General features: G+C 72.9%; 17 protein-coding genes, 1 tRNA gene and 1 pseudogene. 8 read left to right on the forward strand and 11 right to left on the reverse strand.

Features of this window, described 5'->3' with window-relative positions; all coding sequences use genetic code 11:
• The first annotated feature begins 75 nt into the window (after positions 1–75).
• On the forward strand, positions 76–1,716 hold the full coding sequence (locus BMW85_RS36745) for a molybdopterin-dependent oxidoreductase (protein WP_245775270.1): 1,641 nt from the start codon (positions 76–78) through the stop codon (positions 1,714–1,716).
• A 10-nt stretch (positions 1,717–1,726) separates the two neighbouring features.
• On the opposite strand, the gene BMW85_RS36750 is transcribed toward BMW85_RS36745, so the two are convergent.
• A complete protein-coding gene (locus BMW85_RS36750; RefSeq protein WP_091090986.1) occupies positions 1,727–2,221 on the reverse strand; it encodes a hypothetical protein in 495 nt (164 codons plus the stop codon).
• Positions 2,222–2,245: 24 nt separating this feature from the next.
• On the reverse strand, positions 2,246–2,845 hold the full coding sequence (locus tag BMW85_RS36755; RefSeq protein WP_143082525.1) for a DUF6286 domain-containing protein: 600 nt from the start codon (positions 2,843–2,845) through the stop codon (positions 2,246–2,248).
• A gap of 138 nt (positions 2,846–2,983) precedes the next feature.
• Here BMW85_RS36755 and BMW85_RS36760 point away from each other — a divergent pair, with 138 nt between their 5' ends.
• Entirely contained in the window at positions 2,984–4,177 is a 1,194-nt protein-coding gene (locus BMW85_RS36760; RefSeq protein ID WP_091090992.1) for an amino acid deaminase/aldolase, read from the forward strand.
• A gap of 18 nt (positions 4,178–4,195) precedes the next feature.
• Here BMW85_RS36760 and BMW85_RS36765 read toward each other — a convergent pair whose 3' ends face one another.
• Positions 4,196–4,522 carry a DUF3618 domain-containing protein gene (locus BMW85_RS36765; RefSeq protein ID WP_091090994.1) on the reverse strand — a complete coding sequence of 109 codons (327 nt, stop codon included), beginning with the start codon at positions 4,520–4,522 and terminating at the stop codon, positions 4,196–4,198.
• A 110-nt stretch (positions 4,523–4,632) separates the two neighbouring features.
• On the opposite strand from BMW85_RS36765, the gene bcp reads away from it, so the two are divergent.
• Positions 4,633–5,106, forward strand: coding sequence for a thioredoxin-dependent thiol peroxidase (gene bcp / locus BMW85_RS36770; protein WP_091090996.1), 474 nt, complete (start codon positions 4,633–4,635; stop codon positions 5,104–5,106).
• Between the two features lie 42 nt (positions 5,107–5,148).
• A tRNA-Leu gene (locus BMW85_RS36775) sits at positions 5,149–5,221 on the forward strand.
• Positions 5,222–5,224: 3 nt separating this feature from the next.
• Here BMW85_RS36775 and BMW85_RS51535 read toward each other — a convergent pair.
• From BMW85_RS51535 to BMW85_RS36785, 3 genes are all read right to left on the reverse strand, one after another.
• On the reverse strand, positions 5,225–5,416 hold the full coding sequence (locus tag BMW85_RS51535) for a TipAS antibiotic-recognition domain-containing protein (RefSeq protein WP_245775271.1): 192 nt from the start codon (positions 5,414–5,416) through the stop codon (positions 5,225–5,227).
• On the reverse strand, positions 5,380–5,733 hold the full coding sequence (locus BMW85_RS36780) for a MerR family transcriptional regulator (protein WP_245775272.1): 354 nt from the start codon (positions 5,731–5,733) through the stop codon (positions 5,380–5,382). Before BMW85_RS36780 ends, BMW85_RS51535 begins: the two co-directional genes overlap by 37 nt.
• A 147-nt stretch (positions 5,734–5,880) precedes the next feature.
• On the reverse strand, positions 5,881–6,657 hold the full coding sequence (locus BMW85_RS36785) for a hypothetical protein (protein WP_091090999.1): 777 nt from the start codon (positions 6,655–6,657) through the stop codon (positions 5,881–5,883).
• Between the two features lie 386 nt (positions 6,658–7,043).
• On the opposite strand from BMW85_RS36785, the gene BMW85_RS36790 reads away from it, so the two are divergent.
• From BMW85_RS36790 to BMW85_RS36805, 4 genes are all read left to right on the forward strand, one after another.
• Positions 7,044–8,213 (forward strand): sensor histidine kinase, encoded by a 1,170-nt coding sequence (locus tag BMW85_RS36790; RefSeq protein ID WP_091091000.1) that lies wholly within the window; start codon positions 7,044–7,046, stop codon positions 8,211–8,213.
• A 14-nt stretch (positions 8,214–8,227) separates the two neighbouring features.
• Positions 8,228–8,878 (forward strand): response regulator transcription factor, encoded by a 651-nt coding sequence (locus BMW85_RS36795; RefSeq protein WP_218156094.1) that lies wholly within the window; start codon positions 8,228–8,230, stop codon positions 8,876–8,878.
• Positions 8,879–8,986: 108 nt separating this feature from the next.
• Positions 8,987–9,727, forward strand: coding sequence for an ABC transporter ATP-binding protein (locus BMW85_RS36800; protein ID WP_091091005.1), 741 nt, complete (start codon positions 8,987–8,989; stop codon positions 9,725–9,727).
• Position 9,728: 1 nt separating this feature from the next.
• Positions 9,729–12,263: an ABC transporter permease gene (locus tag BMW85_RS36805; protein WP_091091009.1), complete on the forward strand. Its 2,535-nt coding sequence runs from the start codon at positions 9,729–9,731 to the stop codon at positions 12,261–12,263.
• A 167-nt stretch (positions 12,264–12,430) separates the two neighbouring features.
• On the opposite strand, the gene BMW85_RS36810 is transcribed toward BMW85_RS36805, so the two are convergent.
• The 5 genes and pseudogenes from BMW85_RS36810 to BMW85_RS36830 form a co-directional block, all read right to left on the reverse strand.
• Complete coding sequence (locus BMW85_RS36810) at positions 12,431–12,700, reverse strand: SUKH-4 family immunity protein (RefSeq protein WP_091091011.1); 270 nt, start codon at positions 12,698–12,700, stop codon at positions 12,431–12,433.
• Complete coding sequence (locus tag BMW85_RS36815) at positions 12,697–13,536, reverse strand: toxin glutamine deamidase domain-containing protein (RefSeq protein ID WP_091091117.1); 840 nt, start codon at positions 13,534–13,536, stop codon at positions 12,697–12,699. The genes BMW85_RS36810 and BMW85_RS36815 overlap by 4 nt, the downstream gene beginning before the upstream one ends.
• A 94-nt stretch (positions 13,537–13,630) precedes the next feature.
• The gene (locus BMW85_RS52380; RefSeq protein ID WP_091091120.1) at positions 13,631–13,780 is read right to left on the reverse strand and encodes a type II toxin-antitoxin system YoeB family toxin; all 150 of its coding nucleotides are present in this window, start codon (positions 13,778–13,780) and stop codon (positions 13,631–13,633) included.
• A pseudogene (locus tag BMW85_RS36825) lies at positions 13,729–13,905 on the reverse strand (type II toxin-antitoxin system Phd/YefM family antitoxin); the annotation flags it as partial. The pseudogene BMW85_RS36825 and the gene BMW85_RS52380, both read right to left, overlap by 52 nt.
• A 48-nt stretch (positions 13,906–13,953) precedes the next feature.
• Positions 13,954–15,330: an L-serine ammonia-lyase gene (locus tag BMW85_RS36830; protein ID WP_091091013.1), complete on the reverse strand. Its 1,377-nt coding sequence runs from the start codon at positions 15,328–15,330 to the stop codon at positions 13,954–13,956.
• Positions 15,331–15,358 lie beyond the last annotated feature (28 nt).

A 15,358-nucleotide genomic window follows, 5' to 3' on the forward strand; every position in this document is an offset into this window, starting at 1 on the left:
AAGGAGTGAGGGGCTGGGGATGTCGTAACCATCGCGTAAGAACCGGGTGGTGGCGCGGGGCGTAGCGTCGGCAGTGTGCAGAGGAACATCTCGGTGCCCGGCTGGGCGGGTGCGCTGGCCGGGCTGACGGCCGGTGGCGTGGCTCTCGGGTTGGCGCAGCTCGTGGCGGGGCTCTTCGGGCCGCAGACCTCGCCCGTCATCGCGGTGGGCGACGGTGTCGTTGACCTGACGCCCGCGCCCGTCAAGGACTTCGCGATCACGACCTTCGGCGAGAACGACAAGACGGTGCTCGTCTGGGGCGTGCTGGTGCTGCTCGCCGTCGTGGCGGCGGTCATCGGCGTGCTCGCGCGGCGGCGGCTCGCGTACGGGATGGCGGGGCTGGCGGCGTTCGCGGTGGTGGGGCTGGTCGCTGTCGTCACCCGTCCGGGCGCCTCGGTCGTGGACGTTCTGCCGACGCTCGCGGGGGCCGCCGGCGGGATGTGGACGCTCGCCTGGCTGCTTCGCCGTGCCACCGTCCCCGCCGTCTCGGGGGCGCCCTCCGGCCAGGATCGCGGCGAGGGGCTCGGTGACGGCGAACGGCCCGCAGTGACGGGGGCGGGTGGCGAGGCCGAACGGCCTGCTGTCGTGCGGGCGAGCGGTGAAGCGCAGACCTTCGATCGGCGTCGGTTGCTGACCGGGGTCGCCGGGGGTCTGGTGGTGGCCGGGGTGGGGGCGGTGGCCGGGAGCCGGCTGGCCGGGTCCCGGGCGGTGGACCTCGCCCGCGTGAACGTGGCGCTGCCCGCGCCCGCCACCCCGGCGAAGCCGATCCCCGCGGGCGCGGACCTGCGCATCGGCGGGCTGTCGTCCTTCGTCACCCCCAACCGGGACTTCTACCGGGTCGACACGGCCCTCGTCGTCCCTCAGGTCGATCCCGGTACGTGGACGCTGCGCATCCACGGCATGGTGGACCGGCCTGTCGAGATCACGTACGCCGATCTGCTCCGGATGCCGCTCACCGAGGCCGACGTCACGCTCACCTGCGTCTCCAACGAGGTGGGCGGGCGGCTCGTCGGTAACGCCCGCTGGCTCGGCGTGCACATGTCGGACATTCTGCGCCGTGCCGGTCTGCATGCCGACGCCGACATGTTGCTGTCCACGTCCGCGGACGGGTTCACCTGCGGCACGCCCGTGGACGTCGTCATGGACGGTCGTGAGGCGCTCTTCGCGATCGCCATGAACGGTGAGCCGCTGCCGGTCGAGCACGGGTTCCCGGTGCGTCAGGTGGTGCCCGGCCTGTACGGGTACGTGTCGGCCACGAAGTGGGTGGTGGACGTCAAGGTGACCAGGTTCGACCGGGACGAGGCGTACTGGACGCCGCGCGGCTGGTCGGCCAAGGCCCCGATCAAGACGCAGTCCCGCATCGACGTGCCGAGCTCGGGCGCCTCGGTCAAGCGGGGCCGTACGACGATCGCCGGCGTGGCGTGGGCCCAGCACAAGGGTGTGGCGGCCGTCGAGGTACGGGTGGACGGCGGCGCGTGGCGGGAGGCCAGGCTGGCCGACGTGCCGGGCCCGGACACCTGGCGGCAGTGGTCGCTGGACTGGGACGCCACGCCCGGCTCCCACACCCTCCAGGTACGCGCCACCGACACCACCGGCTACACCCAGACCGAGCAGGAGGCCCCGCCGGCCCCGGACGGCGCGACCGGCTGGCACACGATCACGGTCAGCGTGGCCTGAACCCCCGGAACTACCGGCGTACGTGCAGGCGGGCCAGCGCCGGGGTCTCGTCGTCGCGGAGCTCGCGGCGGATCCGGCCGATGACGTCCTGGTCGAGCTTGCCCACCACGGCGCCGACGTCCGTGGCCGCCGGGCAGGTGAGCGCGAGGCGCAGGCCGTCGGGTCCGAGCCGCACCTTGGCCTTGCTCAGCCCGTCCACGCTCTTGAGCCCGACGTACAGCATGGCGGTGCCGGTGCCGTTGTGGGCGCCGCGGCGGCCCCAGCCGAGGCAGAGCAGCAGCCAGCGCAGCGCGGTCAGCGCCAGCAGGAGCAGGGCGAGGGCGAGCGCCCACAGGGGCCAGGCGGCGTCGGTCAGGGCGTGGGCGGCGGGCGCGGGCAGCACCTTGGCGTTCGGCGGCAGGCCGAGGAAGCGGCCGTGGCCGCGGAGCCAGGCGAAGCAGCCGGCCGCGGCCAGCGTGCCGCCGACGACGGCGAGGCCGATGCGGTTGCCGGTGTACTGGCGCATGTCACGCCCTCCTCGAGACGGCCATCAGCCGCCTTTCCCGAGCAGCCGGACGACGACCTCGCCGGCGCCGAACGTGCCCACCCCGGCCAGGCGGTCGCCGACGGCGGTGCCGACCTGGCGGAGCATCGAGCCTGAGCTTTCGGCCTCCGTCACGACGGTGACCTCGATGGTGCGGCGGCGCAGCCGTACGTGGGCCCGGTGCACGCCGGGCACCTGCTGGGCGGCGGCCCGCAGGGTGCGGCGCAGGCCCGTACGGGTGATGCCGATGACGATGAGCGGGTCGGTGGTCTCCACCGGCACGAGCCTGGAGCGGCCGGGGACGACGGCGAGCAGCAGCATGGCGGCGCCCGCGCCAGCGAGGGCCAGGGCCGTCGTGGACGTCTCCGGCCATGAGGTACGGCCCGCCAGCTCGGCCAGTTCGTTCAGCGGAACCCAGCCGAGCGGATGCCCGAGCAGCGCCGAGACCACTTCGGCGGCGCTCGCCCCGAGCCCGCCGGCCAGCGTGAGCGACACTAGGGCGCCCGGCAGGGTGCGCGCCGGCCTGAGCGCCCGCCGCGCCCGGCGCAGGCGGCTCTGCCGCGGAGCGGCGGGCGCGGCGGAGCGTTGCCGCTGGAGCGTGGTCATCACGAGCACCAGACGTACACGGAGGCCGGGCCGCAGCCGTCCCGTCCTCGCCGCCGGTTTGCCCGATCCTTACGGGAAGCCGACTGAACACGAACGGCGCTCATGTTCATTTGTTCCGTATGTCGTTACGCTGCTCATATGGACGACCGCCGGCGCTACGACCATGCCACCGCTGAGCTGGAGCCTCCCTTCGCCATCCTCGACCTGGCGGCCATGCGCGCCAACGCGGCCGACCTTGTCCGGCGGGCGGGAGGCAAGCCGATCCGGGTGGCCAGCAAGTCGATCCGCAGCCGCCCCGTGCTCGAACGCGTCCTCGCCATGGACGGCTTCCGCGGCGTCATGGCGTTCACGCTCCCCGAGGCGCTGTGGCTGGCCGGGCACGGCTTCACCGACATCCTGGTCGCCTACCCGACGGCCGACCGGCACGCGCTCGCCGCCCTCGCGGCCGACGCCGAGGCCGCCCGGCGGATCACGGTGACCGTCGACTCCGTCGCCCACCTGGACTTCATCGAGCACGCCGTGCAGGGCGCGGGGCCGAGGGCCGAGCTGCGGCTCTGCCTCGACGTCGACGCCGGGTACGTCACGCTCGGCGGCAGGTTCCGCGCCGGGGCGCTGCGCTCGCCGATCCGCGAGCCCGAGGACGCCGCCGACCTGGCCGCCGAGATCGCCAAGCGGCCGGGGCTGCGGCTGGTGGGGCTGCTGGCGTACGAGGCCCAGATCGCGGGCGTGGGCGACGCGCCGCGAGGACAGGCCGCCTACGCGCGGGCCATCCGTCTCATGCAGGCGCGCTCGGCCCGCGAGCTGGTCGTCCGGCGCGGGCGCGTGGTCAACGCCGTACGGCAGTTCGCCGAGCTGGAGTTCGTCAACGGCGGCGGCACCGGCAGCGTCGAGCTGACGGTGCGGGAGAAGGCGATCACGGAGGTGGGCGCCGGGTCCGGGCTGTTCCATCCCCGGCTGTTCGACTTCTACCGGAGCTTCACCGGCCGCCCGGCCGCGCTCTTCGCGCTGCCGGTGGTGCGCCGGCCCCGGCCCGACGTGGTGACGGTGCTGGGCGGCGGCTATCCGGCGTCGGGGGCCGCGGGGCCGAGCCGGCTGCCGCAGCCGTACCTGCCCGCGGGCCTGCGCTACGCGCCCGACGAAGGAGCGGGCGAGGTGCAGACGCCGCTGCTCGGGCAGGCGGCGCAGGACCTGCGGACCGGTGACCGGGTGTGGTTCAGGCACGCGAAGGCGGGGGAGCTGTGCGAGCGGTTCGACGCGCTGCACCTGGTGGAGGGGGACAAGGTCGTGGAGACGGTGCCGACGTACCGGGGTGAGGGCCGCACGTTCCTCTGACCCGCCGGGCTTCGCTCGTCAGCGGCGGCGGCGCCGCAGGAGCACGATGGCCGCGCCCACGGCCAGCACCGCGCCCACCCCGATGAGCACCGGAGCCAGGCTGGGCCGCTCGTCCTCCCACACGTGGGCGGGGTCGTCGCTGTACTCGACCGGCCGCGGCGTGACCCCGAGCGCGTCGCCGACGGACGCCACGAAGTGCCCGGCCCGGGTCTTGACGTCGGCCACCGTGCGCTCGGCGACCCGCTTGGGGTTCACCCGGTCGGCGATGGCGTCGACCGTCTGCGCCAGCTCCGCGCGCGCCCGCGCGATCCGCCGCTCCAGCTCGTCGGGATCGGTGTCAGCCATGGCTCTCCTCTCGACCGTGCGCCCGGTCGTGATCAGTCTGTCAGGTCCGCGTGCGGTACGGCACGCCGGCCGGGCCGGTAGGTTGGCGGGGAGAACTCGAGGAGGGCCACATGACCGAAACCAAGCTCGCGCCCGGCGACGCCGCGCCCGAGTTCACGCTACCCACCGCCGCCGGCGGCGCCGTCTCGCTGGAGGACTACCGCGGCAAGCGGGTGATCCTCTATTTCTACCCTGCCGCGATGACGCCCGGTTGCACCAAGCAGGCCTGTGATTTCCGTGACAGTCTGGAGCAGCTCACCTCCGAGGGGTTCGTGGTGCTCGGCGTGTCCAAGGACAAGCCGGCGAAGCTGGCCCGGTTCGCCGAGCGCGACGGGCTGACCTTCCCGCTGCTGTCGGACCCCGAGCTGGCCGTTCACAAGGCGTACGCGGCCTACGGGCTCAAGAAGCTCTACGGCAAGGAGGTGGAGGGCGTCATCCGCTCGACGTTCGTCATCGACGGCGACGGGAAGATCGAGCAGGCCCTCTACAACGTCAAGGCGACCGGGCACGTGGCCTCGCTGAAGAAGAAGCTCGGCCTGGCCTGACCCGTGTAAGATTGGCCGAACTGCCGGGTGGGCAGTTCACCAGGGGTCGTAGCCCAATGGCAGAGGCGCAGTCTTTAGGTGGCTGTCAGTGTGGGTTCGAATCCCACCGGCCCTACGGTCAGCGGATTCTCCGTGCGTACGCGGCCATCGCGTCCCGCATGTACACAGCCAGCCCGTCGGCGATCCGCTCGTAGTTCTCCCTGAACCGCTCGTCCTCGACCTGCATCCGGCCCAGGTGGGCGTACTGCTCGGCCGTCGGCGTCCAGAGCCTGCTCAGCTCCCGGTAGTCCGCTCCCGGTGTCCGGGCCACTGCTCGCGGGCCTGCTCGCTGTAGCGGGCGCCGTCGAACCCCTCGAACAGGTTCTCCGGCCTGCTGATTCTGGGCACACCGTCCTCGGCCAGGGGGTCGGTGTGCCGGTCGACGATCTCCTTGATCTCGGCGAGGCCGAGGCCCATCTCCCGCAGCACCAGGATCTGTTGCAGCCGCAGCAGCTGGCCCTCCTCGTAGTGGCGGTAGCCGTTGCCGCCGATCCGGGCAGGCTCCAGCAGCCCGATCTCGTGATAGTGGCGCAGCGTCCTCGATGTCACTCCCGACATCCGCGCCACCTCGGCGATCGACCACGCCATTGCCTGCTCACCGTCCCGTACCGTTCACCAGGCCGGATCTTCCGGCTCCCTCGTGACGCTAGATATCGACGTAGCGGCAGAGTCAAGCCGGCAGAAGTCCGGGTGGACGTCGGGATCGGCTGTCAGCCCACCTTCAGGTACGGGCGGTCAGCAGCCCACTCTCCTGCTGCTCAGCGCGATGTCGTCCATCCACACGTCGTAGCCGGCGGGGGTGGGGTTCGCCTGGTAGAGCTGCCAGCCCAGCTTGATCGTGTCGAAGCGCGGGAAGACGAAGTCCACGGGGTTGCCGCCGTGCTCCCGGGTGGACACGGTGAGCTCCGGCTTGGCCACCCCGTCGAACCACAACGAGATGCGGTTGTCGGCGGCGTCCATGCGCCACTCCACGCAGGTCCACGTCCCGGCGACGGAGGGCGCGGTGGTCCGCCAGTTCGTCCAGTCCCCGGTGGGGCCGCCGTCGGCGCCGACACCCCAGTACGCGGCTCCCCCGTGGGGCGGCGGCGCGTACTGGCCGCCGAGCGGGCGGACGACCTCGGGCCCGTCGCCGGTCGCCTCGACGAGCGTGTAGTGGGCCCAGTCCGGCGCGGTCGGGAACGCGGCGGCCCGCAGCCGCACGCGGCCGTAGAAGCTGTTGCCCGGCGCGGCGAAGTCGTCCACCTTCAGGAACGCGCGGCCGTTGCCTTCGGTGTGCACGCGCAGCACCTTCTGCCCCCGCCGCCCGTCGTGCTCGACGGTGAGCGTGCCGTGCTTGGTGTCGATGCCCCAGCGGAGACTGCTCGCGCCGCCGACCGGCATGGCCTGGAAGTCCTCGCAGAACAGCAGGTTCGCCTTGGCGCACGTACGGGCGTCCGGTGCGGCCGAGGCGGGGTGGGCCGTCAGCGGCACCATCAGGACGGACGCGACGACACCGGCCAGCCATGCGCGCACGAGGACTCCCTTTACCGAAGATGTCGGTGAGCAGGGAGTAAGTTACGTCATTCGCCGCAGAGGGGGACACGGGCGGCGGCAGCCGGCGACAACGGTGCTGGTGGAGCGGCCGTGGCCGGGGAAACTTTCATCGTCCGGGGTGAGGGTGGGAGCGAGGGTCAGGGTCGCGCGGCGCTTCCTCATCGCCGCGCGACCCGGCATCGCGATCATGATCCGCCATCACGATCTCCCTTTACTCGCCCACTGAAGGGGCGCTCCCAGAGACCAGAGTGCACCAAAGGCCGTAAGCCCTGTGTAAGACCTCCCTGGATGTGCGACTTGGGTCGTAGGCGGACTTCCGCCTCCAGGCGGACTAACCCCGCTTTCTGCCTGCATATCGTGAGGATGTGTTCGGCAGGGTACGGTCGTGGTCCCGCGGCCACGAGAAGCTGGCGAGCGCCCTGCGGGTCGCTCCCCTCGCGGTGCTGTGCGGCCTGTTCGCCGTGCCGTACGCGTCCTACACCCCGCCCGGCGGGGGCCTGGCGCTCGGTGTGGCCAGTTATCTGGCGCTGTCGGCGGTGCTGCTGGCCCCGCTGCTGTGGCTGGCGCGGCCGGTCCCGTCGTACGCGCTGATCGCGCTGATCAGCTTCGGGCAGTGGCTCGCGGGCCTGGACCCGATGCCCGCCAACCTCGCCGTGCTGGTCGCGCTCTGGGCGGTCGCCTACCGTTGCTCGTTCCGCTGGGGGCTGGCCGCGATGCTGGTGGCCGAGCTGGGGATCCTCCTGGCGCTGGTCAACTGGGAGTCGCCGTCGTTCGGCACGTTCTTCGGCGGGTCGGTGTTCGTGGTCACGATCTGGCTGTTCGGCCTGTACGCCGGCACCCGCCACCGCTACCTGGAGGGCCTGGAGGAGCGCGCGGAACGGGCGGAGCGCGAGCGGGACCAGCAGGCGCGGATGGCGGCCTCGGCCGAGCGCGCCCGCATCGCGAGGGAGCTGCACGACGTCGTCGCCCACAACGTCAGCGTCATGGTGGTCCAGGCCGACGGCGCGGGCTACGCGCTCGACAGCGATCCCGAGCAGGCCCGCCAGGCCGTACGGGCCATCTCCAAGACCGGCAGGGCCGCGCTGGCCGAGATGCGCCGCCTGGTCGGCGTGCTGCGCGACGACGAGCACCCCGACACCGACTACACCCCGCAGCCGGGCCTGGACCAGCTGGAGGAGCTGGTGCGCGGCTCGGGCGTGCCCGCCAGGCTGGTGGTGGCCGGCGCGCCCGGCGAGCTGCCCGAGGGCCAGCAGCTCGCCGTCTACCGCATCGTCCAGGAGGCGCTCACGAACGCTCTCAAGCACGGCGGCCCTGACGCCCGCGCCCTGGTGGAGATCGACTTCGGCGGCCCCGAGCTGGTCGTACGCGTCACCGACGACGGCAGGGGCGCGACGGCGCCGCACGGCGACGGCGGCCACGGCCTCATCGGCATGCGCGAGCGCGTCGGCATGTACGGCGGCGCGGTGACGGCCGGCCCCCGCCCCGGGGGCGGCTACGAGGTGCTGGCCCGGCTCCCCATGGCGAGGGCGGCGTGAGAGAGGCGGCCCCGGTGATACGGGTGATGCTGGTGGACGACCAGGAGCTGCTGCGGGCGGGTTTCCGCATGGTGCTGGGCGCGCAGCCGGACATCGAGGTGGTCGCGGAGGCCGCCGACGGCGCCGCCGCCCTGGAGCTGCTCGCCACGACCGAGGTGGACGTCGTCCTCATGGACGTGCGGATGCCCCACATGGACGGCGTCGAGGCCACCCGCCGCATCGAGGGGCCGAAGGTGCTCATCCTGACCACGTTCGACCTGGACGAGTACGCCTTCGCCGCCGTCAAGGCGGGCGCGGCCGGTTTCCTGCTCAAGGACGTGCCGCCGGACGACCTGCTGAGCGCCATCCGGCACGTGCACGCGGGTGACTCCGTGGTCGCGCCGACCACGTTGCGGCGCATGCTGGACCGCTTCGCCGCCCAGCTCCCGTCGCCGGATCCGGTCGCGGCGGCCGAGCTGACGCCGCGCGAGCGCGAGGTGCTGCTCTCGGTGGCGCGCGGCCTGTCCAACGCCGAGATCGCGGCCCGGCTGGAGGTCGCGGAGGCGACGGTCAAGACGCATCTCGGCCGGGTGCTGGCCAAGCTCGGGCTGCGGGACCGGGCCCAGGTGGTGGTGTACGCCTACGAGGCCGGGCTGATCGTGCCCGCCCATCGGCCGAAAGTCTGACCGGGGTCGTCCGGAGTCGCATCCGAAGTCCCTCCTCAGGGCCCAGAGTGGGCGGCATTTCCGCTTCTAGCGTTGGTCGCGTTGAAAAAGCGCGACAAGGAGCGACGAGTGACCCGCACCCAGGCCCCGCCCGCCGTGGTGGCCACGAACCTGACCAAGATCTACGGTCACGGCGACGCCGCCGTGCACGCGCTGCGCGGCGTCTCCGTGGCCTTCCACACCGGGGCCTTCACAGCGATCATGGGGCCGTCCGGCTCCGGTAAGTCCACGCTCATGCACTGCCTGGCCGGGCTCGACACCGCCACCTCCGGCACCGTACGCGTCGGCGAGGCCGAGCTGACCGGGCTGAGCGACCGGCGGCTCACGCTGCTGCGCCGTGAGCGCATCGGCTTCGTCTTCCAGGCGTTCAACCTGCTGCCCACGCTGACCGCCGAGCAGAACATCCGCCTGCCGCTCGACATCTCCGCCCGCCAGCCCGACCAGGCGCTGTACGACCGGGTGATCGACACCGTCGGGCTGCGGGACCGGCTCGGGCACCGCCCGTCCGAGCTGTCCGGCGGCCAGCAGCAGCGGGTGGCCGTGGCCCGCGCGCTGATCAGCAAGCCGCAGGTCATCTTCGCCGACGAGCCGACCGGCAACCTGGACTCGCGCAGCGGCGCCGAGGTGCTGTCCTTCCTGCGCACCTCCGTGCGCGAGCTGGGCCAGACCATCGTCATGGTGACGCACGACCCGGTCGCGGCCTCGTACGCCGACCGCGCGGTCTTCCTGCGCGACGGCGAGTTGGTCACCGAGGTGACCGCGCCCACGCCGCAGACCGTGCTGGACACGCTCGTGAAGCTGGAGGCGTGAGGTGCTGAGAACGGCGCTGGCCGGGCTGCGCGCGTACCGGCTGCGGTTGCTGCTGACGTCCCTGGCGATCGTGCTGGGGGTGGGGTTCATCGCGGGCACATTCATCCTGAACGACACCGTCCAGGCGGGTTTCTCCCAGAAGGTCACCGCCGACGCCGGCAAGGTGGACGTGGCGGTGCTGGCCAAGGACGGCGTGCTCGCCGAGGACGTCCTGCGCCGGGTGCGCGCGGTCGCGGGCGTCACCGACGCGCAGGGCCTGGTGCGCGGGCCCGCGCGGCTGCTCGGCAAGGACGGCAAGGTGGCCGGCGACCTGCCCGCCACGGCGATCTCCGTCGTACGCGGCCCGCTGCAGCGCACCACGATCGTCGCCGGCACCGGACCCGGCACGGACGACCGCGCCGCCGTGCTCGACGAGAACACCGCCCGCGTCAACGGCTTCCGGCTCGGCGAGGACGTCGTGGTGCTCGACCCCGCAGGGGAGCGGCACACCTTCAAGCTCGTCGGGCTCCTCGACCCCGGCGTGGACCAGGAGCTCGCCTTCACCGGCGCGGTCGGCCTCACCACCCCCGCCGCCCTGCGGATGACCGGCGAGAAGGGCTACCACGAGATCGACGTCGCGGGCGGCGCTCCCGGGCTGAAGCAGGCCGTGGCCGCCGCCGCCGGGCCGGGGGCGACGGTGAAGACCGGCGACGAGCTGGCCGCCGACCTCGCCGCCGCGGCCGGGCTGGAGATGCGGACGCTGACCGTCGGCCTGCTGCTGTTCGGGGTCGTGGCGATGATGGTGGCCGCGCTCGTCATCTACAACACCTTCACCATCCTCGTCGCGCAGCGCGCCCGCGAGCTGGCGCTGCTGCGCTGCATCGGGGCCACGCGGGGGCAGGTGTTCGGCTCGGTCCTGCTGGAGTCGGGCGTGGTCGGCCTGCTCGCCTCCGTGCTCGGCCTCGCGACCGGGTACGGGCTCGCGGCGCTCGCGCTCGCCCTGCTGGCCGCGTTCGACGCCCCGCTGCCCACGGACGCCTCCGTCGCGCTCACCCCCGTCACGATCGCCGTCGGGCTGGCCGTGGGCCTCGTCGTCACCGTGGCCGCGGCGCTGCTGCCCGCCCGGTCGGCCACGCGGGTGCCGCCGGTCGCGGCGCTGCGTACGCAGGCCGACGAGCAGGCGTTCCGCATGGGCGCGGCGCGCTGGAGCGTCGCGGCGCTGTTCCTGCTGGCCGGCGCGGGCGCGACCGGGTTCGGCGTGCTGGGGATGCCGCCAGGGGGAGTGGCCACGCTGATCGTGGTCATGGCCGGCGGCATGCTGACCTTCCTGGCCGTGCTGGTCCTCGGGCCGGTGCTGATCCGGCCGCTGAGCGCGGTCGTGGGCCGGCTGCCGGCGCGGCTGGCCGGGGTGCCGGGGCGGCTGGCGCTGGACAACGCGGCACGCAACCCGCGCAGGGCCGCGACCACGACCGTCGCCCTGACGATCGGGGTGACGCTGATGACGGTGATCTCGGTGCTCAGCGCCTCGACCAGGGCGACCGTGATGGAGAAGCTGGACGAGCAGTTCCCGGTGGACTACCTGCTGTCCGCGCAGGGCGGCGAGGCCGCGGTGCCGCGTTCGGTGGCCGAGGAGCTGCGCCGGGCGCCGGAGCTGGGCTCGGTGCTGCAGATCCGCGAGACGCCGGCCGAGGTCACGGGGCCGGCGGGCGGGGCGCGGACGTACGATCTGGGCACTTTTAACGGTCCTGTCACCCCCGAGGTGGTCACGGGTTCGATGGCCGCCGGGCTGTCGGAGGGTCAGGTGGCGCTGCTCGACCGGGTGGCGACCGAGCTGGGCGTACGGGTCGGCGACACCGTCCAGGTCAGCGTGCGGGACAAGGGGCGCGCGGGGTCCGGGCGGGCCGGAGGCGCGGGGGGCGTGCCGTTGCGGGTGGTCGCCGTGCTCGACGGGGGCGGCTCGGCGCTGCCGTCGCTCACCGTCGCCGAGAGCGCGTTCGACCGCTACGCCGGGGCGCTGCCCGACGCCCGGGTGTTGGTCACCATCCGGGACGGCGTGTCCGCCGACCGGGCCAGGGTCGTGGTGCGGGAGGCCGTCGCCGACTACCCGACCGTACTGCTCAGCAGTTCGACCGAGGTGCGCGGCGAGTTCGACGAGACGCTCGACATGCTCCTCATGATCGTCGGAGGGCTGCTGGGGCTGGCGATCCTGATCTCGCTGCTGGGCATCGCGAACACGCTGTCGTTGTCGGTGCACGAGCGCTCGCGGGAGTCGGCGCTGCTGCGGGCGCTCGGGCTGACCCGGCCGCAGCTACGACGCATGCTCTTGGTCGAGGCGCTGGTGCTCGGGCTGGTCGGAGCGCTGGTCGGGGTGGTGCTCGGCGGGCTGTACGGCTGGGTGGCGGTGCTGGCGATGCTGGACGGGGCGGTCCTGTCGGTGCCGGTGGGGCAGGTCGTGCTGTTCGTGGCGCTGTCGGGGGTGGCGGGGGTGGTGGCCTCGCTGCTGCCGGCGCGGCGGGCGGCACGGGCGTCGATCGCCGGGGCGCTCGCTGCCGGGTGAGCGTCAAGTCGGGTAAAGCGGTGTGAAAGTGCATAAATCCGTCATGTGCGGATAGGGAGCGCATGCGCGCGAGGGCCGGGCGTCTCATGGGGGCGACGCCCGGCCCTCGCGCCCGCCCAGCGGCCGAGCGGGCTCAGTGGTCGGGCGGGCCGGGGCCGGGCGGTGAGTCAGCGGGGGATGGGGCCGGGCCAGAGCTCGGCGACCGTCTCCGGGTCGAGGAGCGGCCTGGGGGCCACCTCGCCGGTGGTCTCGTCGATGACGACGCACGCGCCGCCGATCGTCTCCGGCAGCCGGGCGGGGTCGTCCGGTTCGAGGTCGCGGATCCAGGCGACGTAGCCGTCGTGGAAGCCGTAGACGCCGACGGAGACGGCGTCCTCCGCAGGCAGTGCCCCGTTGACGTACTCCTCGGCCAGCGCCCGAGCCTGCTCCAGGTTCACCGCGGCCTCCCCTGCCGGTCGAGGATCACACAGAACACCCCGGTGACCGTCAGGTAAGGGGGCTCCACCGACATGTGCCCCCGCTGGGCGTCGATCCAGATGACCTCGCCCTCGGCGTTGACCGCGTTGTAGGCGTGGCTGCCGCCGCCGGGCCAGCGCACCACGATCACCGCGCTGGCCCCGTGCCCGGCCTCCATCAGCCGCCGCGCGATCATCGGATAGGCGTGCCGCCCCTGCCCGGTGTACTCCAGCCGCTGCCCGACCCACCGTTCGATCCTGGCCGTGCTGCCGTGCTCGCCGGTGAGCACGGGCCGGCCGATGCGGTCGTGCTCGGGCACCCGGGGCGCGGCCGCGGCCGGCTCGCCGTGCCAGGTGGACAGCACGGCGAGCGCGCAGTCGGCGGCGTTGGCGGCGCGGAACGGGTCGTCGGCGGGGCCGCAGCCGTTGATCAGCCTGATCCAGGTGCCGCGCGGGTCGGGGAAACGCGCCCCCGGAGGCAGCGCCTCCATGAGGTCGCGCTCCGCCCGCGGGTCGGGGCGCGCCAGCCCGCCGGGCACGTCGTACGGCCGGCACTCGGCGAGCGGCGGCGGCCGGTGCGGCCGGTCGAACCAGTCGTCCTCGCCGGCCCTCGGCGGCGTCGCCCGCGGCTCCTCGCCGATGCCGGGCGCGTCCTGCTCGCCGGCCCCGGGCAGGTCCAGCGGGCCAGGGACCGGCGCGTGCTCGTCCAGCTCGGCGGCCCGCTCGTAGTCGAGCCACCGCACCCCGTCGGCGACGACGGGGTTGTACCGCCCTTCGGGAAGGACCCATCGGACACTCGGCTTGCTCTCGCGGAACACGGCCTGCCTCCTGTCATCCCCTTCGACCACCGATCGTAGATGGGTCGTCACGGAACGGAGGGGGAAAGTGCAAAGTTCCGCCGGGCCGGGTCTCCTACTCGTAGTGGTAGCGAGCCTGCAGGATGACGACCTCGTCGTCCATGGGCGGACAGACCAGTCTGTGCTCTTCGGTGATGCGCCGCGACGCCCTCGAGCGTTGGCCGGAGAGCGTAGCAGGTAGGCCGTCTCCCGGAGCGCTTCGTATTCTTCGGCGGCGACCAGGTAGGCGTTTCCGCTCTTGGACACGATCTCCACGGCGGTGCGGTCGTTGTTGACCTCTTCGATGAGCGGGAACAGGCGGCGGCGGGCCTCGCCGGCGGTTATGGACATGACCCTCCCTTTGAGTGGTACAGCTTTACGGGTACCACTCAAAAGCGGTCAGCACTCGATGACGTTGACGGCGAGGCCGCCGCGGGAGGTCTCCTTGTACTTGTCGAGCATGTCGCGGCCGGTGTCGCGCATGGTCTTGATGGCCTTGTCCAGGGCCACGAAGTGGCGGCCGTCGCCGCGCAGGGCGATGCGGGCCGCGGTGATGGCCTTGTTGGAGGCGACCGCGTTGCGCTCGATGCACGGGATCTGCACCAGGCCGCCGATCGGGTCGCAGGTGAGGCCCAGGTTGTGCTCGATGCCGATCTCGGCGGCGTTCTCCACCTGCTCCGGCGTGCCGCCCATGACCTCGGTCAGCCCGGCGGAGGCCATCGAGCAGGCCGAGCCCACCTCGCCCTGGCAGCCGACCTCGGCACCGGAGATGGAGGCGTTCTCCTTGAACAGCACGCCGATCGCGGCGGCCGTCAGCAGGAAGCGGATCACGCCCTCGTCGTCGGCCTGCGGGACGAAGCGGGTGTAGTAGGTGAGCACGGCCGGGATGATGCCGGCCGCCCCGTTGGTGGGCGCGGTGACGATGCGGCCGCCGGCGGCGTTCTCCTCGTTGACCGCCAGCGCGAACAGCGTCACCCAGTCCATCGCCTGGAGCGGGTCCTTCTCGGGCGGCTCGGTCTGGAGGCGCCGATAGAGCTGGTTGGCGCGGCGCTTGACCTTGAGCCCGCCCGGCAGCACGCCCTCGCGGGAGATGCCGCGGCGTACGCACTCCTGCATGACCCGCCACAGGTTGAGCACGCCCGCGCGGATCTCCGCCTCGGTGCGGCCGAACGCCTTCTCGTTCTCGATCATCAGCGCGGAGATCGACAGGCCGGTGTTGGAGCAGTGCTTGAGCAGCTCCTCGCCCGTGGTGAACGGGTAGGGGAGCACGGTGTCGTCGGGCTTGATGCGGTCGGCGCCGGTGGCGTTCTCGTCCACGACGAAGCCGCCGCCGACGGAGAAGTAGACCTTCTCCCGCAGGGTGCCGCCGCCGGCGTCGTAGGCGGTGAAGCGCATGCCGTTGGGGTGCTCGGGGAGGGAGATCTTGCGTTCGAAGACGAGGTCCTCGCCGACGACGAACGGGATCTCGTGGCGGCCGTGGAGGTGGACGGTGCCGGAGGCGCGCATGGCGGCCAGGCGCTCGTCGACGGTGTCGACGTCCACCAGCTCCGGCTTCTCGCCGGACAGGCCCAGCAGGACGGCCTTGTCGCTGCCGTGGCCCTTGCCGGTCAGGCCGAGCGAGCCGTACAGGATGGCCTCGACCCGCGCCACCCGCTCCAGCAGGCCGTCCTCGTGCAGCCCCCGGGCGAACTTGTGCGCGGCCGCCATCGGGCCGCCCGTGTGGGAGCTGGAGGGCCCGATGCCGATCTTGAAGAGGTCGAAGACGCTGATCGCCATTGATGTGCGCCTCTCTTGGGACGGGAGC

The sequence above is a fragment of the Nonomuraea wenchangensis genome, from assembly GCF_900111685.1.
Classification (GTDB): domain Bacteria; phylum Actinomycetota; class Actinomycetes; order Streptosporangiales; family Streptosporangiaceae; genus Nonomuraea; species Nonomuraea wenchangensis.